Genomic DNA, 20,902 nt, shown 5'->3' with positions numbered 1-20,902 from the left:
CTGAGCGGGTACGCCGCCGTCAGGCACCACCCCGAGCCGGAGGTCGCGGACCGACGTGGCGACGGCGTCGCAGGCGCGCGGGTGGGCCGTCCCGGCGGGGCGGTCGTGGCCGTCGGGAACGGGCCCGGCTCAGAACAGGCGGACCCGGGCGGCGCGCAGCCGGCTCAGGGTGCGCTCGCGGCCGAGCACCTCCAGCGACTCGAACAGCGGCAACCCGACGGTACGGCCGGTGACCGCGACGCGCACCGGCGCCTGGGCCTTGCCGAGCTTGAGCCCGCGCTCGGCGCCGACCGCCTCCAGCGTCGACTTCAGCGTCTCGGCGTCCCACGACTCCAGTGCCTCGAACGCCGCCGTGGCGGCGTCCAGCAGCTCCGCCGAGCCCTCCTTCATCGCCTTGGCCCAGGCGGCCTCGTCGATCAGGGGCGCGGCGAGGAAGAGGAAGTCGACGTTCGGCACGATCTCGCTGAGCAGCGCGATCCGGGTCTGCGCCAGCGGGGCCACGGCCGCGAAGGCGTCCGCGTCGAACTCCTCCGGCTGCCACGGCGGCGGGGCGATGGTGCCGGTGCCCGTCAGCCACGGCCGGCAGGCCTCGACGAACTCCTCGACCGGCAGCGCCCGGATGTACTCGCCGTTGAACGCGCGGAGCTTCTTCTCGTCGAAGAACGCCGGGGAGGGGTTGACGTCCTCCAGCCGGTACTCCTGCTCGATCACCGACCACTCGACGATCTCCCGGTCGCCCGACGGCGCCCAGCCGAGCAGCATCAGGTAGTTGCGCATCGCGGCGGCCAGGTAGCCCTCGTCCCGGAACGCCTCCAGGGCCACCTTGTCGCGGCGCTTGGAGAGCTTCTGCCGCTTCTCGTTGACCACCACCGGCACGTGCGCCCAGATCGGCGGCTTGACCCCGAGCGCCTCCCAGAGCAGCTGCTGCTTCGGGGTGTTGGGCAGGTGCTCCTCGGCCCGGATCACGTGGGTGATGCCCATGGTCATGTCGTCGACCACGTTGGCGAGCAGGAAGACCGGCGAGCCGTCGCCCCGGGCGATGACGAAGTCCTCGATCAGCTTGTTCTCGAAGGTCGGCTCGCCGCGGATCAGGTCGACCACCACGGTCTCGCCCTCGTCGGGCGTACGGAAGCGCAGGGCGCGCCCCTCGCCGGCCGACAGGCCCCGGTCCCGGCAGAAGCCGTCGTAGCCCTGGTACTGCGAGCCGGTGCGGGCCTGCACGGCCTCGCGGGTGCAGTCGCAATAGTAGGCGCGGCCGGACGCGTGCAGCCGCGCGGCGGCGGCCCGGTGCTCGCCGGCGTACTCCGACTGGAAGTACGGGCCCTCGTAGCCGCCGCGCTCGATGCCGATCCAGTCCAGCGCGGAGAGGATGCCCTCGGTCCACTCCGGCTTGTTGCGGGCCGCGTCGGTGTCCTCGACGCGGAGCACGAACACCCCGCCCTGCTGCTTTGCGTAGATCCAGTTCTGCAACGCCGAGCGGGCGCCGCCGACGTGGAACATACCGGTCGGGGAGGGGGCGAAGCGCACACGTACCGTCACGTCCCCCAGCCTACGGCGGCCCGCGACCGGATTCCGTCAGGGGTGCGGCTCAGGGCACCGAGCGGATCTTCAGCACCAGGACGCTGCCCAGCACGGTGACCGCCGCGGTGACCGCGTAGAGCACCGGGTAGCCGCCGAGGTGCACCACGAGCGGGGCGGAGAGCGCCGGGCCGAGCACCTGCGGGGCGGAGTTGGCGATGTTGATCACGCCCAGGTCCTTGGCCCGGTCGGTCGCGGCGGGCAGCACCTGGGTGATCAGCGCGGCGTCCACCGACAGGTAGACGCCGTAGCCGGCGCCGAGCAGCAGCGCGGCGGCCACGGCCACCGGCCAGACCGGGGCGACGGCGAGCAGCAGCGCGGCGACCGCGATGATGCCGCCGGCGGTGATGACGAAGACCTTCCGCTTCCCGGAGCGGTCCGACAGCCGGCCGGCCACCACGGCGGTGGCCGCCAGGCCGGCCGTGTAGAGCAGGATCAGCACCAGCAGGCCGCCCTCGGGGTCGGGGTGGCGCACCTCGTCGGTGAGGAAGTAGAGCAGGTAGAGCGTGCCGAGCGCGTTGCCGAGCTGCACCAGGAACCGGGTGATCCAGGCCCAGCCGAAGTCGGGGTGGCGGCGCGGCGAGATCCACATCGACGCGAGCAGGGCGCGCCACCGCAGCGCCGGCCGGTGCGCCCGGGGCAGCGGGTCGTCGGCGGTGAGCAGCGCGAACGGCAGGGCCAGCAGCAGCACCGCCGCGGCCATCGCCAGGTAGCCGGCGGCGGTGCCGCTCACCACGGCGGTGACCAGCACCACCCCGAGCACCAGCCCCAGCGCCTGGGGGATGCCGACCCAGCCGGAGACGCCGCCGCGCTGGGCGACCGGCACCCGGTCCGGCACGGCGGCGGTCAGGCTGGCCAGCATCGCGTTGAAGCAGACCTGGGCGGCGACCCAGCCGAGCGCGACCCCGGCGACGGTGCGTTGCTGCGCCAGCAGCACCAGGGCCGCCGCGCCGAGCAGCGCCCCGCCGGCGGTCCAGACGTGCCGCCGGCCGAACTCCCGCCCGGCCAGCCGCAGGCAGGTGCGGTCCGACAGCGCCCCGGCGAGGGGGTTCGCGAGCACGGCGGCGAGCGCGCCGAGGCCGGTGACGACGGCGAGCGCAGTCTCCTTGTCGGCCGGAGCGATCCGTTCCAGCTGCTGCGGCAGCAGCACCTGGATGGGCGTGAAGAACGCCATCCAGACCCCGAGGTTCGCGGCGAAGATCAGCGCGATCCAGCCCCGCCGCACCGGCGTGGTCGGCTCGGCGAGCGCCGCGGGCAGCGACGCGGGCGTCGGATCGACGGTGGTCACGGCCGGGCGATCAGGTCGCGGAACCAGGCGTACGAGGACTTGGGCGTACGGAGCTGGGTGTCGAAGTCGACGTGCACGAGGCCGAAGCGCTTGGTGAAGCCCTCCGCCCACTCCCAGTTGTCCAGCAGCGACCAGACGAAGTAGCCGGTTACGTCGACGCCCTCGGCCATCGCCGCGCGTACCGCGCGCAGGTGCCCGTCGAGGTACGCGATGCGCTCCGGGTCGTGCACCCGGCCGTCGGCGTCGGGCGCGTCGTCGTACGCGCAGCCGCTCTCGGTGACCTGGATCGGCGGCAGCTCGTCGCCGTACGTGCGGTGCAGCCAGCCGAGCAGCTCGCGCAGCCCGTCGGGGGCGACCGGCCAGTCGAAGGCGGTACGCGGATATCCCTCCAGCGGCACGAACTCGAACGGCAGGGGCGAGCCCTCCTGCGGGGCGCGTACGCCGGTCGGGTTGTAGTAGTTGACCCCCAGCACGTCGATCGGCGCGGCGATCACGTCGAGGTCGCCGGCGCGCACCACGGCGGTGTCGAAGCCCAGCTCGGCGGGATAGCCCCGGCCGAACAGCGGGTCCGTGAAGAGGCGGTTGTGCAGCGCCTCGTACGCCGCGGCGGCCGCCCGGTCGGCGTCGGTGTCCCCGGCGATGCGCACCGGCGAGTAGTTGTTCGCGATGGCGACCGGGCTGGTGGTGCGCGCCCGCAGCGCGGCGACGGCGAGTCCGTGGGCGAGCAACTGGTGGTGGGCCACCGGGAAGGCGTCGAAGAGCAGCGTCCGGCCGGGGGCGTGCTCGCCCGTGCCGTGGCCGAGGCTCATGTGGATGAAGGGCTCGTTGAGGGTGATCCAGAGCTTCACCCGGTCGCCGAGGCGGGCGGCGGTCGCGTCGGCGTACTCGGCGAAGCGGTGGGCGGTGTCCCGGTTCAGCCAGCCGCCCGCGTCCTCGAGGGCCTGCGGCAGGTCCCAGTGGAAGAGTGTGGCGACCGGGTCGACGCCGTGGGCGAGCAGGTCGTCCACGAGCCGGTCGTAGAAGTCCAGCCCGCGCGGGTCGACCGGGCCGTCGCCGGTGGGCCGCACCCGGGGCCAGGCGATCGAGAAGCGGTACGCCGAGACGCCCAGCCCGGCCAGCAGCGCGACGTCCTCGGCGTGCCGGTGGTAGTGGTCGCAGGCCACGTCGCCGGTGCTGCCGTCGGCGACCCGGCCGGGGGTGTGGGCGAAGGTGTCCCAGATGGACGCTCCCCGCCCGTTCTCGTCGGCGCCGCCCTCGATCTGGTAGGCGGAGGTGGACACTCCCCAGCGGAATCCGGCGGGGAACTCGGGCATCGCTGCGGTCGACATGCGCCCTCCCGTCGTACGTGAATCGTGCTCGCGACTCTAGAGCGCCGTCGATCGATGCGCCATAGGTCTTCCGGCGCCGCAACGCAATGGTTTTCGGCGTGTCTTTTCCGAACCCGTCCTAGTACGTCCGAATTTGCGCATAGAGTGCCGATATCGTGGGATGTCCTCACTGGAGGAAAGACGGAAATGATCCTCGTGGAACGCAGTGCGCACGTGATGGCGCCGGTGGAAGCGGTCTGGGACGTCGTGCAGCGGGCCGAGCAGTTGCCGGCCTGGCTGGCGGGGGTCCGTGCGGCCGAGGTGCTCTCGGGAGAGGGCTTCGGGCGCCGACAACTCGTCCAGGCCGGACGTGGCGCCGCGCATGAGGCCGAGGTGATCGCCTATCAGGCACCGACCCTGATCGGCTGGCGCGAACGCGCCAAGGGCGCCGGTGCCCGGGCGGAGGCGCGCACCGAGATCTACGTCCAGCTCACCGCGGACGAGGAGGAGGGCGGGACGATCGTGCGGCTCATCGTCGTACGCTGGCCGGCCGGTCCGGTCAAGGCCGCCCTGCTCCGCCTCGGCCTGCGCCGGGTCGGCGCCGACCTGGAGGACTCGCTCGCCCGGCTGACCGATCTGGCCGCCGTCGGCTGAGCCGGGCACGTCCTGGCGCCCACCCGCGACGGCGGTGGCCCGGTGTCCCCGCCAGGGACTCCGGACCACCGCCCGTTCGCTCGTCGGCGAACGACGAAGGGCCCGGCGCGAAAAGCGCCGGGCCCTTCGTCTCGTACGTCCTAGCTGTCGCCGCCGGTCTCGCCGACCGGGGCCGCGTTCACGTCCTCGATGGCGTACTTCTTGGCCGCCTCGGCCGGCACGCCCGCCGGCACCACGCCGCGCAGGGCGAGCTGCCGCAGCGTCGCGACCACCACCGACTCGGCGTCGACGTGGAAGTGCCGGCGCAGGGCGTGGCGGGTGTCGGACATGCCGAACCCGTCCGTGCCGAGCGAGGTGTAGTCGCCGGGCACCCAGCGGGCGATCAGGTCCGGCACCGCGCGCATCCAGTCGCTGACCGCGACCTTCGGACCCTCGGCGTCGGCCAGCTTCTGCTGGATGTACGGCACCCGCTGCTCCGCGCCCGGGTTGAGCAGGTTGTGCTCCTCGCACTCCACCGCGTCCCGGCGTAGCTCCGTCCAGGAGGTCACCGACCAGACGTCGGCGGCCACGCCCCAGTCCTGGGCCAGCAGCTGCTGGGCCTTGATCGCCCACTGCATGCCCGTGCCCGAGGCGAGCACGTTGGCCTTCGGCGCGTCGTCGCCCACCGACGGGGCGGGGGAGTAGCGGTAGATGCCCTTGAGCAGCCCCTCCACGTCCACGCCCTCCGGCTCCGCCGGCTGGAGGATCGGCTCGTTGTAGATCGTCAGGTAGTAGAAGACGTTCTCCTGCGCCTCGCCGTACATGCGGTGCAGGCCGTTCTCCACGATGTGCGCGATCTCGAACGCGAACGCCGGGTCGTACGCGACCACCGCCGGGTTGGTGGCGGCGATCAGCAGCGAGTGGCCGTCCTCGTGCTGGAGGCCCTCGCCGTTGAGCGTGGTCCGGCCGGCGGTGGCGCCGAGCAGGAAGCCCCGGGCCATCTGGTCGGCGGCGGCCCACAGCCCGTCGGCGGTGCGCTGGAACCCGAACATCGAGTAGAAGATGTACATCGGGATCATCGGCTCGTCGTGGGTGGCGTACGCCGAGCCCGCCGCCGTGAACGAGGCGACCGAGCCGGCCTCGTTGATCCCCTCGTGCAGGATCTGCCCGCCGGTGGACTCCTTGTACGACAGGAACAGCTCCCGGTCGACCGAGGTGTAGCGCTGGCCGTGCGGCGAGTAGATCTTCTGCGTCGGGAAGAGCGAGTCCATGCCGAAGGTGCGGGCCTCGTCCGGGATGATCGGCACCCAGCGCTTGCCGAACTCCTTGTCCTTCATCACGTCCTTGAGCAGGCGGACGAAGGCCATCGTGGTGGCCACCTTCTGCTTGCCCGAGCCGCGCTTGACGTCGGCGAAGCGCTCCGGGCCGGGGATGGCCAGCCGCTTCTGGCCCGAGCGCCGCGACGGCAGGTAGCCGCCGAGCTGCTGGCGCCGCTCCTTGAGGTACGCGATCTCGTCGGACTTCTCGCCCGGGGTGTAGTACGGCGGCAGGTAGGGGTTGTCCTCCAGCGCCTTGTCCGGGATGTCCAGGTAGAGCCGGTCGCGGAAGGTCTTCAGGTCCTCCAGCGTCAGCTTCTTCATCTGGTGGGTGGCGTTGCGGCCCTCGAAGTGCGAGCCCAGCGTCCAGCCCTTGATCGTCTTGGCCAGGATGACGGTCGGCTGACCGGTGTGCTCCATCGCCGCCTTGTAGGCCGCGTAGAGCTTGCGGTAGTCGTGCCCGCCCCGCTTGAGGTTCCAGATCTCGTCGTCGCTGAGGTCCTCGACCATCTTGCGGGTCCGCTGGTCGCGGCCGAAGAAGTGCTCCCGGACGTACGCCCCGGACTCCGCCTTGTAGGTCTGGTAGTCACCGTCGGGCGTGGTGTTCATCAGGTTGACCAGCGCGCCGTCGGTGTCCGCGGCGAGCAGCGGGTCCCACTCCCGGCCCCAGACCACCTTGATGACGTTCCAGCCGGCGCCCCGGAAGAACGCCTCCAGCTCCTGCATGACCTTGCCGTTGCCGCGCACCGGCCCGTCGAGCCGCTGGAGGTTGCAGTTGATCACGAAGGTGAGGTTGTCCAGCTCCTCGCGGGCGGCCACGCCGATCGCGCCGAGCGTCTCCGGCTCGTCCATCTCGCCGTCGCCCAGGTAGGCCCACACGTGCTGGTCCGAGGTGTCCTTGATGCCCCGGTGGTGCAGGTAGCGGTTGAACCGCGCCTGGTAGATCGCGTTCAGCCCGCCCAGGCCCATCGAGACCGTGGGGAACTCCCAGAAGTCCGGCATCAGCCGCGGGTGCGGGTACGACGGCAGGCCGCCGCCCGGGTGCGACAGCTCCTGGCGGAACCCGTCGAGCTGGTGCTCGGTCAGCCGCCCCTCCAGGAACGCCCGCGCGTACATGCCGGGGGAGGCGTGGCCCTGGTAGAAGATGTGGTCGCCGCCGCCCGGGTGGTTCTTGCCCCGGAAGAAGTGGTTGAAGCCCACCTCGTAGAGCGAGGCCGAGCTGGCGAAGGTGGAGATGTGCCCACCGACGCCGATCTCGGGACGCTGCGCCCGGTGCACGAGCATGGCCGCGTTCCACCGGACGTACGCCCGGATCCGCCGTTCCACGTGCTCGTCGCCCGGGAACCACGGCTCGTGCTCCGGCGGGATGGTGTTGATGTAGTCGGTGGTGGTCAGCGACGGCACCCCGACCTGGCGCTCGCGGGCCCGCTCCAGCAGGCGCAGCATGACGTAGCGGGCGCGCTTTGTCCCGCGCTCGTCGATGACACCGTCGAGCGACTCGACCCATTCGCTGGTCTCTTCAGGGTCGATGTCCGGAAGCTGGCTCGGCAGACCAGCGGTGATCACCGGGCGCTTGCGTTCCGTAGCCACAGGCGTTCCCTCGGTTCTGTGTGGGATAGGTCTCTAGCGCCATCCTGCCCCCTGGTGGCACCTGTCGTCACGCCCACCGCCCGGAGACGCGACGCGCGACACAGGTACCCGCCGGTAACTTTGCGCAACCGGCCGGCTTGCGCGCAAGGAAGGGCCCCTTCCTGACGCATTGCGTCAGGAAGGGGCCCTTCCTCGCACCCGGGCGCGCGGCGTCCGGCGGCGGGTGTCGATCTGCTCGGGCAGAATGCGCCGTATGCGCAGTGAGGTGATCACCGTCCAGACCGGGGCCCGGCCGACCGTCCGGGACATCACCGCGGAGGCCGAGCGGTTCGTCGCCGGGCAGGGCGACGGACTGCTGCACGTCTTCGTGCCGCACGCCACCGCCGGGCTGGCGATCATCGAGACCGGCTCGGGGTCCGACGACGACCTGCTGGCCGCGCTCGACGACCTGCTTCCCACCGACGACCGGTGGCGGCACCGGCACGGCTCGCCCGGCCACGGGCGCGACCATGTCCTGCCGGCGTTCGTCCCCCCGTACGCGACGCTGCCGGTCGTCGACGGCCGGCTGGCGTTGGGCACCTGGCAGTCGGTCTGCCTGGTCGACCCCAACGGCGACAACCCCACCCGGACCGTCCGCTTCTCGTTCCTGCCCGGCTGAGGGCGTGCCCGGGCTGCCGGTCAGACCGCCACGTCGCGTCGGGCGAAGGTGGCCGCGCCGACGGCGGCCAGCGCCACGGTGGCGGCGCCGAGCAGCAGCGCCCCGACCGGCTGCACGCCGTCGAGCAGCGGCGAGCCGCCCAGGTACCAGTGGAACGGGGACGCCTCCCGCGCCCAGGCGAGCCCCTGCACCTGGGGCAGGACGGAGTTCGCCAGGTAGCCGAGCACGGCCACCGCGGCGCTGACGCCGAGCGCCGCGGCCCGGCGCCCGGTGGCCGCGCCGACGGCGAAGGCGAGCGCGGCGAAGGCCAGCCCGAACAGGGCCAGGTGCAGGGTCATCGCCGCGAAGCCGCCGACACTGACGCCGTCGAACTGCGCCGGCCCGCTCAGCGCCACCATCGTCAGGCCGAGCAGGACGGCCACCGCCACGATGCCGACCGCCACCGCGGCGAGGCGGAGCAGGGCCAGCCGGGTCCGGCTGACCGGGTGGGCGAGCACCAGGTCGAGTGTGCCGGCCTCCTCGTCCCCGGCCACCGCGCGGGCCCCGGCGGCGATGGCGAACACGGCGATCAGCAGCGGCACCAGCAGGCCGTACACGGCGCTGCCGAGGTAGCCGGCTGCGCTGGTGAGGTCGCTGTAGTTGAACGCCTCCAGCAGCCCCTCCGGGTACGCCTGCAACGCCTTGGTCATCTCCGGCGTCTGCATCGTCGGCCAGAACGAGGCGTACATCGCCCCGACCGCGACGATCGACACGGTCCAGCCGAGCAGCGACCGGCGCGCGTCGTGGAGGGCCTTGGTGAACGGGTCACGCAGCAGCACGGACGGACTCCTCCCGCGAGTAGTAGCCGAAGAACAGCTCCTCGAGATCGGGCTCCTCGGAGAGCAGCCCGATCACCGTGTGCCCGGCGGCCGCCTTGACCAGCGCGTCGGCCCGCCCGTCGAGGCGGCAGCGCAGGGTCGTTCCCGCGACCGTCACCTCGCTGACGCCCGGCAGGGCGGCGAACTCCGCCTCGGCGACCGGCTCGGCGAAGGTGACCTCCACCCGGCGTACGGCACGCTCGCGCAGCTCCTCGACCCGCGCCACGGTGATCAGTCGACCCTCGCGGATGATGCCCACCCGATCGGCGGCCTGCTGCACCTCGCTCATCACGTGCGAGGACATGAACACCGTCCGGCCGTCGGCGCGCGCCTCCCGTACCAACGACAGGAACTCCTGCTGGAGGAACGGGTCCAGCCCGCTGGTCGGCTCGTCGAGGATCAGCAGCTCCGGGTCGTGCATGAACGCCTGCACCACGCCGACCTTCTGCCGGTTGCCCTTGCTGAGCCCGCTGATCCGCCGGCCGAGGTCCAGGTCGAGCCGGGCGGCCAACTCGTCGATCCGGGCCCTGGGTACCCCGCCGCGCAGGTTGCCCAGGTAGGTGAGCAGCTCCCGGGCGCTCTGCCGGCCGTCCACGACGAAGTCGCCGGCCAGGTAGCCGATCCGGCGGCGCAGGGCGACCCCTTCGCGGCGGGGGTCCGCGCCGAGGACGCTGATCCGGCCGCTGGTCGGGCGGATCAGGTCGAGCAGCAGCCGGATCGTGGTGGATTTGCCGGCTCCGTTGGGACCGAGGAACCCGTACACCTCGCCGCGCTCGACCCGCAGGTTCAGCCCGGTCAGGCCCCGGTTGCGTCCGTAGGTCTTGACCAGGTCGCCGGTCTCGATGGCAGGGTCAGCCATCGCTGCCTCCCCTCTTGTCGTACTCGGCCTCGAAGCGTTCGACGAGCTTCGGCATCTCGCGCTCGACGAACGCGTAGAAGTCGCGCATCACCCGCAGCCGTTCGCTGCCGGGCGTGCCCTCGCCGCCGACGACGGTCAGCCCCTGCTCCATGAGCTGGCGGAACACCCGGAACTTGGTGGCGTCGGCGGCGATGCGGATGATCGCGTCCGGCCTGACCTCGTAGGCGTGCCCCCGGTGGCCCGGCACCGGCACCCGCCGGGCCAGCCCGCTGGTCTCCAGCATCCGCATGCCGGTGCTGACCGAGCCCTTGGAGAGCCCGAGACCCTCGGCGAGCTGGGCACTGGTCTGCCACGGCGGGTCGCAGACGAGCAGCCAGCCGAGCAGTTTGCCGTACGCCGGCGGCAGGCCGAGCCCGCTCAGCACGACGGCGGCCTCCTCGGCGTAGTGACGCTGGGCGGACACTTCCGTCATCGACTCCTCGTTTCGAACATTCAATAAGTTTTAAACTGACGGTACGCGCGGGGCGGCGTCCCCGGCAAGGGGCGTCACGCCGCCGGCAGACCCGTACGGCCCGGGCGCCGAACTATCGGCCGAAAGTAGGATGTGCGGCATGGCGCAGCACACCGTCCCCGTCGGCCCGGCGGATCCCACCCGCGCGGCGCTGGCGGGCGACGTGGTGCGCCGCATCACGCACGTCGCCGCCGCGCTGCGCCACCACCAGGACCGGGAGATCGCCGAGCTGGGGCTGACCCCCGCGACCGCGCGGGCGCTGCACGAGCTGGACCCCGACCTGCCGCTGCCGGCCCGCGACCTCGCCGAAGGGCTGGGCTGCGACCGCTCCAACGTGACCGCCCTGGTCGACAAGCTGGAGCGGGCCGGGCTGGTCGAGCGGCACGCCGACCCCGCCGACCGGCGGCAGAGGACGCTGGTGGTGACCGGGCCCGGGCGGCGGGTGCGGGCCCGCGTGCACCAGGTCATGTCGGACTCCCGACTGCTCGCCGGGCTCACCGACGAGGAACTGGCGACCCTGCGCGAGCTGGTCTGGAAGGTCTCCGACGGCGGCTGCCCCGAGCGGTGCGACGACGACTGACCCACACTGCGTCGTTCGTGTCCGAGTGGGCGCACAGGCCGCTCGTCGGTAATGCTGTCCGACGTGACCACCCCGCAAGATCTCGACGACCGGTTCCGGGAGACGTTGGCCGCGCTGGCCACCCCGTCGCAGCGGCGTGACCCCGCACGGCCGGTCACCGACGACACGACGCTGACCGGCGCGCGGGCGCTGGACCTCTTCGACGCGCAGGCCGTCAGCCGCCAGCTCGACCTGGCAGGCCGGTGGCTGCGCAGCTTCGGCGAGGGCTACTACACGATCGGCTCCGCCGGCCACGAGGGCAACGCCGCGGTCGCCGCCGCGCTGCGCGCCACCGACCCGGCGCTGCTGCACTACCGCTCGGGCGCCTTCTACTGCGTCCGCGCCGCCCAGGCCGCCGGATGGACGCCGACCGAGCGCCCCGAGGCCGACCGGGACGGGACCGACCAGCCCTCGGATGAGCGGTCCGACCCCGGGCGGTTCGAGGTCGAGCGGTCCGACGCCGAGGGGTCCGAGGCCGGGCGGGGCGGTACCGACCGGCCGGCGGCGGCCGACGGGCCCGTCGAGGCCGCGCCGGCCGACCCGGACGGCCCCGGCGACGGTTCCGCGCCGGACGCCGGCGGCCCGGAGGAGCCGACCGGCGGCGCCGGGCCCGCCGTGGACCGGCCGCTCCGTCCGGGGTACGCCGAGGCGGCCCGCGACGTGCTGCGGGGCATGGTCGCCTCCAGCAGCGAGCCCCTCGCCGGCGGCCGGCACAAGGTCTTCGGCCGCGCCGACCTGGCCGTCGTCCCGACCACCTCCACGATCGCCTCGCACCTGCCCCGCGCCGTCGGGATGGGGCTGGCCGTGGAACGGCTGCGCCGGCTGGACACCGCCGGTCGGCGGGACGGGGTGCCGACCAGCGGCGACGGGGGCGCCACGCACACCTCCTGGCCGCCGGACGCCATCGTGGTCTGCTCGTTCGGCGACGCGTCGGTCAACCACGCCAGCGCCACGGCCGCGTTCAACACCGCCGGCTGGTACGACCACACGGGCCTGCGCATCCCGGTGCTCTTCGTCTGCGAGGACAACGGCCTCGGCATCAGCGTCCGCTCCCCGAAGGGGTGGGTGGAGACCACCCTGCGGTCGAAGCCGGGGGTTCGTTACTTCTCCGCCGACGGCGGCGACCTGCCGCGGGCGTACGAGGCGGCCGCCGAGGCGGCGGCCTGGGTGCGCCGGCACCGACGCCCCGCCGTGCTGCACCTGTCGACCGTACGGCTGATGGGACACGCCGGCGCGGACGCCGAGACCGCGTACCGGAGCCCGGGGGAGATCGCGGCCGACCTCGCCCGGGATCCGCTGACCGCCACGGCACGGCTGCTGGTGGGGGCGGGCCTCGCCACCGGCGAGGAGCTGCTGGCCCGGTACGACGAGATCGGCTGGCAGGTGCGGCGGATCGCCGAGGAGGTGCTGGACGAGCCGAAGCTGACCGCACCTGCCGACGTGGTCGCCCCGCTGGCACCGCGCCGGCCGGCACGCCTCGCCCGGGCGGTGGCGGACGCGGCGGCGCGTGCCGGCGGCCCCGGCGCCGGTGCCCGGGCGGAGGCGTTCGGCGGGAAGCCGCCGGAGCTGACCGGCCCGCTGACGCTGGCGCAGAGCATCAACGCCGCGCTCGCCGACGGGATGCTCGACCATCCGCAGATGGCCGTGTTCGGCGAGGACGTCGGCGCCAAGGGCGGCGTGTACGGGGTGACCAAGGGGCTGCGGGACCGCTTCGGCGTGGCCCGGGTCTTCGACACGCTGCTCGACGAGACCTCGATCCTCGGGCTGGGGCTCGGCGCCGGGCTGGCCGGGATGCTGCCCGTGCCCGAGATCCAGTACCTGGCGTACCTGCACAACGCCGAGGACCAGTTGCGTGGCGAGGCCGCCACGATGCAGTTCTTCTCGCAGGGTGCGTTCCGCAACCCGATGGTGGTGCGGGTGGCCGGGCTGGCGTACCAGGAGGGCTTCGGGGGGCACTTCCACAACGACAACTCGGTGGCCGTACTCCGAGACGTGCCGGGCCTGGTGATCGCGGTGCCGGCGCGGCCGGACGACGCCGCGCCCATGCTGCGCACCTGCCTGGCCAGCGCGGCGGTGGACGGCACCGTCTGCGTCTTCCTGGAGCCGATCGCGCTCTACCACACCCGTGACCTCTACGCCGACGGTGACGGTGAGTGGTTGTCCCACTACGCCGAGCCCGGCGCGTGGACCGGCGGTCACGTGCCGATCGGGCGGGCCCGCGTCTACGGCGTCGGCTCCGCCGAGGACGTCACAATCATCACGTTCGGTAACGGGGTGCCGATGTCGTTGCGCGCGGCGGCGACCCTCGCCGACGAGGGGGTCGGCACGCGCGTGGTGGACCTGCGCTGGCTCTCCCCGCTGCCGGTGGCCGACATCATCCGGGAGGCGGCGGCGACCGGCCGCGTGCTGGTCGTGGACGAGACCCGCCGCTCCGGCGGGGTCGGCGAGGGGGTCATCGCGGCCCTGGTGGATGCCGGATATGTCGGAGCGGCGCGACGGGTAGCCGGAGTTGACTCTTTTGTACCATTAGGTCCGGCGGCCCGTCAGGTTCTGGTCTCCGAGGAAGCAATTACCCAGGGTGCCCGCACGCTTCTGGCACGGTAAATTCCGTTCCACCCGGTGCGCCACTTGCGCGGGGAGCCACAACTGTGTGGACTTTGCCTGACGGCGTCGACGCGACGCCGCGGGCAGGGACGAGATGAGGAGGCACGCGACAGTGAGCGCGACCGCTGGTCAGGCCGCCGACGGGGTACGCAGCCTGGCGGACCGGTTCGGGATCGAACCGGGGATGGTCGTCATGGAGATGGGGTACGACGACGACGTCGACCAGGATCTCCGGGACGCCCTGACCGACCGCTGTGGAGATCTGGTCGACGAGGACACCGACGAGGTGGTCGACGCGGTGCTGGTCTGGTACCGCGACGGCGACGGTGACCTCTTCGAGCTTCTCGTCGACGCCCTCGGCCCGCTGGCCGACAACGGTGTCGTGTGGCTGCTCACGCCCAAGGCGGGGCGCGAGGGGCACGTCGAGCCGAGCGAGGTCGCCGAGTCCGCGCCCACCGCCGGCCTCCAGCAGACCTCCACCGTCAACGCCGGCCGGGACTGGAGCGGCGCCCGCCTCGTCCTGCGCCGCGGGGCCAAGGGCAAGAAGTAGGCCGGAGTCGGCGATCACCCGGCGGCGCCCGCTGCCGGGTGTGGCAGGCTGTTGCCCATCCGACCCCATCCTGAGGAGCTCGCATGCCGATCGAGGTTGGCGCCGAGGCGCCGGACTTCGTGCTCAAGGACCAGAACAACCAGGAGGTCCGGCTCTCGGACTTCCGTGGCAAGCGCACCGTGCTGCTGGTCTTCTACCCGCTCGCCTTCACCGGGATCTGCCAGGGTGAGCTGTGCGAGGTGCGGGACAACCTCAACGACTACGTCAACGACGACGTCCAGGTGCTGACCGTCAGCGTCGACTCGGTCTACGCCCACAAGATCTGGGCCGACAAGGAGGGCTACCAGTTCCCGCTGCTGGCCGACTTCTGGCCGCACGGCGCGGTCGCCCAGTCGTACGGCGTCTTCAACGACGTCGCGGGCATCGCCAACCGGGGCACCTTCGTGATCGACAAGGCGGGCGTGGTCCGCTTCGCCGAGATGAACATGCCGGGTGAGGCGCGCGACCAGCAGGGTTGGCGCAAGGCCCTCGCCGAGGCCGTCGCGGCCTGACCGACCGGGCACGCCGTACGACCGGGCCGGTGGGGGCAGGGTAAGCTTGCCACCCTCCGGCCCGCCGTACGGGGGGTTCCGGGCGCGTAGCTCAGTGGGAGAGCACTCGCCTTACAAGCGAGGGGTCGCAGGTTCGAAACCTGCCGCGCCCACCACCAATCACCAGCCGAAACCGCCCCAGGAAGATCACTCCCTGGGGCGGTGACAGCAACGGTGACAGCAGTAGCGGTCACGAGAGCCGACCGTCGAGCTTCCCGAGCGCCTGCCGCATGGCATCAAGGTTGGCGTGCGAGTAGATCTTGAGTGTGATCTTCACGTCGGCGTGTCGGGCGATGGCCTGGACGACGTGCGGCGGGACGCCCAGCTCCATCAGCAGCGACACGACCGTGTGTCGTAGATCGTGTAGCCGGACCTCCGGGCAGCCGGCCACCTCCCGCAAGGCGGCGAAGTGACGGTTCAGGTTGCGTGGCTCCATCGGAGTGCCAACTTCGGAGGGGAAGACTAGGCCGTGGTCCTGCCACACCTCCGCCAGCCGAGAGCGTTCCTTGCGCTGCCGTTCCTGGTGGTCGAGCAGGACGAGCCAGGGCCAGTCCGGCAGCGGAAGGATGCTGTCTGAGTCCTCGGTCTTGGTGTCCTGCAGGCGGAGCTTCCCGCCGGTCCGCTGCACGGTCTGACCGATGGCGGCGGTGCCGTTGTCCAGGTCCAGATCTGACCAGCGCAGCCCTAGGAGTTCGCCGCGCCGCAGTCCGAGCGTGGCCGCCACCACGTAGAGCGGGTAGAGCCGGTGGCCCTCGGCTGCGGCGAGGATCTTTCGAACTTGGTCGACGGACAGGCCCTTACCGATGCGGTAACGAGGAGAGGGGATGCGTACCAGCTTGGCGACGTTGCGGGAAAGCAGCTCTTCCCGCATGGCGTGCTGGAGCGCGTTGCGCAGCACCGCGTGCACGAACTGGATCTGACGGGTGCTCGGGTAGCGCTGACAGCACCGGCCAACCGAGCAGCACCGCCGATCGGGTCGACGGCTCTTGTCGAGGCCAGCGGTGCAGCAGAGACACTTCTGGCGGAACTCGTCTATGAACGCCTTGACGTGCTGGACCTGGAGGCCGTCGAGGCGCTTGCTGCCGAGTGCCGGGACCAGGTGCAGCCGGACGGCGCTCTCGTATCCCCGCGCGGTGGTGGGCTTGAGGTCGGCAACGTAGGCGGCCAGCCAGTAGGGCAGGTAGTCGGAGAGCTTCCAAGCCCGATCGGGAACGGGTATGCCGCGCTGGGATTTCGCCTTTAGCTCGATGAGCTTGGCGTGGGCTTCGTCCCAGGTTGCGCCGTAGACGAACTTCCGTTTGCGGGTGCCGTCGGTGGTGAGGACGTATGCCTGTCCGACCCAGCGGCCGTCGCTGGCGCGTTGGTAGATGGAGCCTTCGCCGTTGGGGTTGCGCCGGGCGTTGGTCGGGCGGGGTTTGGGCTGTCTGGGCATCAGGCGGCTTCCTCGGTGAGCATGGTGATGGCTTCGTCGATGGCGGCGGCGGGGATGAGGCGGCGGCTGCCGACTTTGAAGGAGCGGAGCCGGCCGGAGCGGATGAGGTCGTAGACGAGTGATCGGCCGATGCCTAGGGCATGGGCGGCTTCCTCGACGCGCAGCACGCGAGGACCGAACGGAGAGGTGGGGGTGGCGCTCAACGGGGTTCCTTTCTGGCTTGCTGTCGTGCCGTTCGGATGCGGTCACCGATGGCGGTGGCGAGTTCGAGCTGTTCCGGCGAGTCGTAGCCGATGCCGAGGATCTGCCAGTCGTTGACGACCAGGACGTCGGTGTCGTCGGGCAGTCCAGCGTCGGTGAGTGCGGTGTGGATCTGGTGGGTTCGGCGTTCCGCGCGGAGGTTCTTAAAGGTCGTGCTGTAGATGCGCGATTTGGTGAGGAAGTGGCCTCGGAAGCCGAGCATGTGCGCCCAGTGGCGCAGTTTGAGATCGGCGTACTGGTCGAGTCCGCCGAGGTTCCACGCGGTTTGGATCATTGCGCGGTGGTGAGCGGAGACCCGTAGCCGGTCGATGTATGCCTGTGAGCGGATGCGCCGGTCGCCGGTCTCGGTGGCGCCGGTGCCCTTGGTGGCGTACTTGGCGATGTAGCCGGCAAGCCGGGTGTCGGCCACGGCCTGGTCCCCGTCGTCGTCTGCGTCGTCGATGTCGACATCGGTGGCGGTGATGTCCTTGACGTCGACCTGTGCGCCCCACCCGAGGGGCAAGGGGGTTCCGTCCGGTCGTGCGGTGTCCAGCTCGACGGAGGAAGCCGCGGAACGCACCGCGTCGGCCAACACGTCGGCGGTGAGCCACACCGGGGGCGACGAGTCCGGCCCGGACGGGCCATCGGCGCGGATGACGGCGTGGAAGTGGACCAGGCCGCGCCGCTGGTATTCGGCCACCTTGGCGTAGGAGATCCGCAGGTGCGCCCCGGATGCGCGGACGGTGAGGCCACCAGCGGCGGCGACGGCGCGGCGTAGCGCGATGGTGAAGCGGTGCCAGAGTTGGCCGCTGTGTGCCTGCCACAGCACCGCGCCCGTGTAGTCGTAGGTTGCCGGGTCGACCGGGCTACCCAGGAGCGGGTGTCCCTCGGGGTGCCAGCGTCCGCAGGAGCAGGGCCGCTTACCGGGCCGGTTGTGCACCGCACCGAACGACGGGGCGGTGAGCGTGACGAACAGCCGCGTGGACCGAGCCACGGTGTCGGGGACGCCCTTGCCGCCGGACATGCCCGCGTGGATCAGGTGCCAGGCGTCAGCGGCGTACCGGTCGGCGCAGGACGGGCATACGGCCGATCGGCGGGTACCGCACGGCGCCCACACCTTGCCCTGCCGAGAGGCGATGAGGTCACCGCTGCCGGTGTGCCGAACCTCGAACTTGCCGAGCAGCCGCACCGGTTGCAGGCAGCCTTTGACGCTCTCGACGCCGGCCCGCCATTCCTTATAGGCCGGGGTGCGCATCCACCGGGACAGGGCTGCCTCAGCGTCATACGCGGTGGTAGGTGGTAGTGCCATGGGGTTCCTCCTTTCGGAGACGGGCCTGCCGTGCTCCAGGACGTGAAGCACGGCAGGGTCAGAGCGAGGTGGGGAGGGCTCGAACGTCAGTGGGCGTAGCTGGGAACCGCAGCGCCGCTGAGGTCACGAACCCGCACGACCGGCCGAGCGGTGGCAGCCGGGGCGGTGTGGTCATCGCGGCGAGGGTCGAACGTGGCGACTCCGGCGCGGGTGGTCTTGGCTCGGTACATCGCGGCGTCAGCAGCGGCGAGAGCGGCAGGCAGGTCACCAGCAGTAGGGGCAAGGCCGATGCTGGCCGTCACCGAGACCGTCACTCCGGTGGGCAGTACGACCGGGGCGGCGATCACCTGGGCGAGGTGGTCAGCGACGGCGGCCGGGTCGGGTTCGTCGATGAGTGCGGCGAACTCGTCTCCGCCGAGCCGCGCGGTTACTGCGTTGATCGTGTGGAGGCGGCCGGCGATGGTGGTGAGGACGATGTCGCCGGCGGCGTGGCCGTGGGTGTCGTTGACGGGTTTGAAGCCGTCGAGGTCGATCACCGCCACGTGCGGCCGGGCGGCAGCGAGGTGCGTCCACGCCTGGGTGAGTCCGGCGCGGTTGGCCAGGCCGGTCAAGGGGTCACGCAGAACGGCCCGCCGCAGGGCGGCCAGCTCGTAGCGGAGCACGGTCAGCCGATACCGGTTCCAGCCCACCAGGGCGACGGCGGCGACCAGGAGCAGACCGGTAACGAGGGCGAGGCTTATCGGCGCCCCATTGTGGACGGTGAGCGACGACAGGTAGGACAGCGAACGGGACACGGGGTGCCTCCTCGGCAGGGAAAGACAGGGGCCGTGCGGGGCCTGCCGCGCCCGCAGGATGGAGCGCGGCAGGCCAGGAGATGAGCGGGGTTAGTGCGTGTAGCCGTTGGCCGTGGCCGGGGTGAACCGGTCAGCGACCTTCGAGGCGATCGATGCCGGTAGCCGGGTGGCCTGTTGGATGTCGACGGCGGTGACCGGGCGGTCCAGGTCCGCGACGAGTCGCCGGATCTGGGCTTGCATCACGGCCGGGATGCCCAAGCCGTCCAGGGCCGGAGGCTCCGCAACGGCGTCACTGGTCGGCTCCACCCGGGGGACCGGGATCGAGGCGGGAACCTGCACCGGAGCGGGCGCCGCAGCTGGGACCGGTGCCGGGGTGGCGGGTTCCGCGACGGCGGCCGGCACGGTCACCGAAGCCGAAGCCGAAGCCGAAGCCGGAGCCGGAGCCGGAGCCGGAACGGGAGCAGGGGCCGGGGCCGGGGTGGGGGTCGGGGTGTTCGTGAGGTTGATGGACCGTCGTGCTTGGGTGCAGCGTGCCTGCACGATCGGCATGACCTCGGCCAGGAAGAACACCAGGATCGGCACCATGAGGTGCGCGGCCAGCATTCATGTCAACCATCAGCCGAGGCCGCAGTGTCAAACATCAACCGACGCACGACACTATGGCCGAAGCGTGGTGTGTTCAGACTTTCTTTACTTGGTCAAGGGCGGGCCTGCGGCCCGCCGCCGGGGCGCGCGTGCGGCCTGGCGGCCGGTCACGCCCCGGCGGGCCTGGAGCAGAGGAACAGCAGCAGCGCCCCGATCACTCAGCGCTAGTACCGATCGCCGTCGGAGCGCCGCCCCGAGAAGGCCCCGCACGGTAGGAGCGGCAAGACCCGAGCATGGGGGCGGCGCCCGCCGTGTCCAAGCAGACGACCCCCCGCGCCAGCCGCTACCGCAGCCCAGGTCAAGTCAAACCCGGCATCTGGGAGGGGGGTGGTTGCCGTCGTGCTCGGGCCGGTCGCCCAGGAGCCGACGCCGTACGCGGTCCCGGTCAAGTCAAAGGCGGCTGCTGTGGCGGTGTCCGGCGGGGGCGGGGTCCGCGACACGAAAGCCGAGCCCGAGCCAGGGCACCCGTCAGGGCAACGTGGTGGACTTCGTGGGTGCAGGAAGCTATTCCTGATCTTCCAGATACCGCAAACATACAAAACCGAATTCGGTCGGATGCCAGGTCGGGTCTTTTTCGTTGGAATAGCTGAGAACGGCATCTGGGCCGCGAGCGGCCATGCCCCAGCGATCCAGCGTTGCCAAGATTGGGGTTAGTCCGGAACGAAGTCCCGGGAAGTGTATCTCAAGCCCGGATTGGAGCCAGGAATATTCGGGTAGATCTTCACGTGTGTAAGTATGAGCCATGCCGTTGATATTGATCAGGGCGTGCAAAATGCGGATGTGCGGTGCTTCCAGGTCCGCGAGTGCAGCAACGATCATAATGGATAAATCAAGCGTGGCCACGTCATTGATGTTGTCGGCGAGGACTGCTGCCAGCGCCTTTACCTTCTGCTCGTGCATGGTATTGTTCGCAGCCTGGAATGCGCTGGTGGCTAACATTAGCCGGCCGTCATTATCGCCCGCCCATTCACTGAATTCCTCGGGTGATAGTCCAGTGGCTTCTTGAATTCCCGTCACCACTTGCTTGATGTTGTGCATGCCCCGTTCTTCGCGGACCGCGACTAGTTCGAGCGCGGGCTTGATGGCGGCGCCCACCAACGCGCCAACCGGTCCGGCCAGCCCCAGGCTGGCTGTGGCGATCTCGATGGCGGTGCGAGCGCCGAGCCGTCTCGCTCCCTCACTCTTGCTCATGCCCTCTTATAACCCATCCAGGCAACCACGATCTTGCGGCTCGGCCGCCCTTACAGCCGCAGTTTCGTCCAACTCCCATGATCATCAGGTCACTGGCAACGGCTGGGGCCAAGCGGCCCATGCCGCAGCGACGGCGCACAGCATTAGGCAGACGAACAGGCAACTCAGCGCGCCGCAGAGCACCAGTGCGACCGTCCCAAGGCCCTCCACGGGCATATCGTAGGCGGTGAGTCAGCCGTGTTGTCGCCCTGCACTTTCGACAGCAACGGGGACAGCAACAGGGCCAGACAGGCCGGGCCGAAGCCGAGCAGCGATGGACTGCGATCCGAGG

The 20,902-nt window shown here is 71.3% G+C and carries 18 protein-coding genes, 1 tRNA gene and 1 pseudogene; 7 read left to right on the top strand and 13 right to left on the bottom strand.

Annotation, left to right across the window (positions count from 1 at the left end; genetic code table 11):
- Positions 1-129 precede the first annotated feature (129 nt).
- The 3 genes from gltX to AC0OO9_RS06835 are packed head-to-tail and all read right to left on the bottom strand — an operon-like array spanning position 130 to position 4,194.
- Positions 130-1,539 (bottom strand): glutamate--tRNA ligase, encoded by a 1,410-nt coding sequence (gltX, locus tag AC0OO9_RS06845; RefSeq protein ID WP_393165062.1) that lies wholly within the window; start codon positions 1,537-1,539, stop codon positions 130-132.
- A 49-nt stretch (positions 1,540-1,588) separates the two neighbouring features.
- On the bottom strand, positions 1,589-2,866 hold the full coding sequence (locus AC0OO9_RS06840) for an MFS transporter (RefSeq protein WP_484516370.1): 1,278 nt from the start codon (positions 2,864-2,866) through the stop codon (positions 1,589-1,591).
- A complete protein-coding gene (locus AC0OO9_RS06835; RefSeq protein WP_484516368.1) occupies positions 2,863-4,194 on the bottom strand; it encodes a GH1 family beta-glucosidase in 1,332 nt (443 codons plus the stop codon). Before AC0OO9_RS06835 ends, AC0OO9_RS06840 begins: the two co-directional genes overlap by 4 nt.
- 186 nt (positions 4,195-4,380) lie before the next feature.
- Between AC0OO9_RS06835 and AC0OO9_RS06830 the strand changes: the two genes are divergently transcribed.
- A complete protein-coding gene (locus AC0OO9_RS06830; RefSeq protein WP_121400347.1) occupies positions 4,381-4,827 on the top strand; it encodes an SRPBCC family protein in 447 nt (148 codons plus the stop codon).
- A gap of 140 nt (positions 4,828-4,967) precedes the next feature.
- On the opposite strand, the gene aceE is transcribed toward AC0OO9_RS06830, so the two are convergent.
- On the bottom strand, positions 4,968-7,712 hold the full coding sequence (gene aceE, locus AC0OO9_RS06825; protein ID WP_484516366.1) for a pyruvate dehydrogenase (acetyl-transferring), homodimeric type: 2,745 nt from the start codon (positions 7,710-7,712) through the stop codon (positions 4,968-4,970).
- Positions 7,713-7,965: 253 nt separating this feature from the next.
- Here aceE and AC0OO9_RS06820 point away from each other — a divergent pair, with 253 nt between their 5' ends.
- Entirely contained in the window at positions 7,966-8,370 is a 405-nt protein-coding gene (locus AC0OO9_RS06820) for a YjbQ family protein (RefSeq protein ID WP_132237228.1), read from the top strand.
- 20 nt (positions 8,371-8,390) lie between these two features.
- On the opposite strand, the gene AC0OO9_RS06815 is transcribed toward AC0OO9_RS06820, so the two are convergent.
- The 3 genes from AC0OO9_RS06815 to AC0OO9_RS06805 are packed head-to-tail and all read right to left on the bottom strand — an operon-like array spanning position 8,391 to position 10,558.
- The gene (locus tag AC0OO9_RS06815; RefSeq protein ID WP_484516364.1) at positions 8,391-9,188 is read right to left on the bottom strand and encodes an ABC transporter permease subunit; all 798 of its coding nucleotides are present in this window, start codon (positions 9,186-9,188) and stop codon (positions 8,391-8,393) included.
- Positions 9,175-10,086 (bottom strand): ABC transporter ATP-binding protein, encoded by a 912-nt coding sequence (locus AC0OO9_RS06810; RefSeq protein ID WP_484516363.1) that lies wholly within the window; start codon positions 10,084-10,086, stop codon positions 9,175-9,177. The genes AC0OO9_RS06815 and AC0OO9_RS06810 overlap by 14 nt, the downstream gene beginning before the upstream one ends.
- Entirely contained in the window at positions 10,079-10,558 is a 480-nt protein-coding gene (locus tag AC0OO9_RS06805) for a GbsR/MarR family transcriptional regulator (protein ID WP_484516362.1), read from the bottom strand. The genes AC0OO9_RS06810 and AC0OO9_RS06805 overlap by 8 nt, the downstream gene beginning before the upstream one ends.
- Positions 10,559-10,697: 139 nt before the next feature.
- On the opposite strand from AC0OO9_RS06805, the gene AC0OO9_RS06800 reads away from it, so the two are divergent.
- The 5 genes from AC0OO9_RS06800 to AC0OO9_RS06780 all read left to right on the top strand — a co-directional run bounded on the left by AC0OO9_RS06800 (position 10,698) and on the right by AC0OO9_RS06780 (position 15,076).
- A complete protein-coding gene (locus tag AC0OO9_RS06800; RefSeq protein WP_484516361.1) occupies positions 10,698-11,177 on the top strand; it encodes a MarR family winged helix-turn-helix transcriptional regulator in 480 nt (159 codons plus the stop codon).
- A 51-nt stretch (positions 11,178-11,228) separates the two neighbouring features.
- Positions 11,229-13,820 (top strand): transketolase C-terminal domain-containing protein, encoded by a 2,592-nt coding sequence (locus AC0OO9_RS06795; RefSeq protein WP_484516360.1) that lies wholly within the window; start codon positions 11,229-11,231, stop codon positions 13,818-13,820.
- 112 nt (positions 13,821-13,932) lie between these two features.
- The gene (locus AC0OO9_RS06790; protein WP_132237238.1) at positions 13,933-14,370 is read left to right on the top strand and encodes a DUF3052 domain-containing protein; all 438 of its coding nucleotides are present in this window, start codon (positions 13,933-13,935) and stop codon (positions 14,368-14,370) included.
- A gap of 83 nt (positions 14,371-14,453) precedes the next feature.
- Positions 14,454-14,921, top strand: a complete 468-nt coding sequence (locus AC0OO9_RS06785; protein ID WP_121400357.1) for a peroxiredoxin — start codon at positions 14,454-14,456, stop codon at positions 14,919-14,921.
- An 80-nt stretch (positions 14,922-15,001) separates the two neighbouring features.
- Positions 15,002-15,076 (top strand) — tRNA-Val (locus AC0OO9_RS06780).
- Between the two features lie 74 nt (positions 15,077-15,150).
- Here AC0OO9_RS06780 and AC0OO9_RS06775 read toward each other — a convergent pair.
- The 6 genes and pseudogenes from AC0OO9_RS06775 to AC0OO9_RS06750 form a co-directional block, all read right to left on the bottom strand.
- The gene (locus tag AC0OO9_RS06775) at positions 15,151-16,392 is read right to left on the bottom strand and encodes a tyrosine-type recombinase/integrase (protein ID WP_474609163.1); all 1,242 of its coding nucleotides are present in this window, start codon (positions 16,390-16,392) and stop codon (positions 15,151-15,153) included.
- A complete protein-coding gene (locus AC0OO9_RS06770) occupies positions 16,392-16,595 on the bottom strand; it encodes a helix-turn-helix domain-containing protein (protein WP_484516357.1) in 204 nt (67 codons plus the stop codon). Before AC0OO9_RS06770 ends, AC0OO9_RS06775 begins: the two co-directional genes overlap by 1 nt.
- Complete coding sequence (locus tag AC0OO9_RS06765; RefSeq protein WP_484516356.1) at positions 16,592-17,887, bottom strand: replication initiator; 1,296 nt, start codon at positions 17,885-17,887, stop codon at positions 16,592-16,594. Before AC0OO9_RS06765 ends, AC0OO9_RS06770 begins: the two co-directional genes overlap by 4 nt.
- A 140-nt stretch (positions 17,888-18,027) precedes the next feature.
- The gene (locus AC0OO9_RS06760; RefSeq protein ID WP_484517871.1) at positions 18,028-18,714 is read right to left on the bottom strand and encodes a GGDEF domain-containing protein; all 687 of its coding nucleotides are present in this window, start codon (positions 18,712-18,714) and stop codon (positions 18,028-18,030) included.
- Between the two features lie 111 nt (positions 18,715-18,825).
- Positions 18,826-19,338: pseudogene (locus tag AC0OO9_RS06755) on the bottom strand (hypothetical protein); the annotation flags it as partial.
- A gap of 546 nt (positions 19,339-19,884) precedes the next feature.
- Positions 19,885-20,571: a hypothetical protein gene (locus AC0OO9_RS06750; RefSeq protein WP_484516354.1), complete on the bottom strand. Its 687-nt coding sequence runs from the start codon at positions 20,569-20,571 to the stop codon at positions 19,885-19,887.
- Between the last annotated feature and the right edge of the window lie 331 nt (positions 20,572-20,902).

The sequence above is a fragment of the Micromonospora sp. USAFONa4 genome (assembly GCF_057197825.1).
This window is presented reverse-complemented; position numbering and strand designations above follow the sequence as displayed.

Bases quoted from the DNA above. Each gene is read 5' to 3' on its own strand.
- AC0OO9_RS06795 (WP_484516360.1), top strand. From the start codon at position 11,229: ATGCTGTCCGACGTGACCACCCCGCAAGATCTCGACGACCGGTTCCGG.
- AC0OO9_RS06805 (WP_484516362.1), bottom strand. From the start codon at position 10,558: ATGACGGAAGTGTCCGCCCAGCGTCACTACGCCGAGGAGGCCGCCGTC.
- AC0OO9_RS06820 (WP_132237228.1), top strand. From the start codon at position 7,966: ATGCGCAGTGAGGTGATCACCGTCCAGACCGGGGCCCGGCCGACCGTC.
- AC0OO9_RS06750 (WP_484516354.1), bottom strand. From the start codon at position 20,571: ATGAGCAAGAGTGAGGGAGCGAGACGGCTCGGCGCTCGCACCGCCATC.
- AC0OO9_RS06785 (WP_121400357.1), top strand. From the start codon at position 14,454: ATGCCGATCGAGGTTGGCGCCGAGGCGCCGGACTTCGTGCTCAAGGAC.
- AC0OO9_RS06765 (WP_484516356.1), bottom strand. From the start codon at position 17,887: ATGCGCACCCCGGCCTATAAGGAATGGCGGGCCGGCGTCGAGAGCGTC.
- AC0OO9_RS06810 (WP_484516363.1), bottom strand. From the start codon at position 10,086: ATGGCTGACCCTGCCATCGAGACCGGCGACCTGGTCAAGACCTACGGA.
- AC0OO9_RS06835 (WP_484516368.1), bottom strand. From the start codon at position 4,194: ATGTCGACCGCAGCGATGCCCGAGTTCCCCGCCGGATTCCGCTGGGGA.
- AC0OO9_RS06800 (WP_484516361.1), top strand. From the start codon at position 10,698: ATGGCGCAGCACACCGTCCCCGTCGGCCCGGCGGATCCCACCCGCGCG.
- AC0OO9_RS06830 (WP_121400347.1), top strand. From the start codon at position 4,381: ATGATCCTCGTGGAACGCAGTGCGCACGTGATGGCGCCGGTGGAAGCG.
- AC0OO9_RS06775 (WP_474609163.1), bottom strand. From the start codon at position 16,392: ATGCCCAGACAGCCCAAACCCCGCCCGACCAACGCCCGGCGCAACCCC.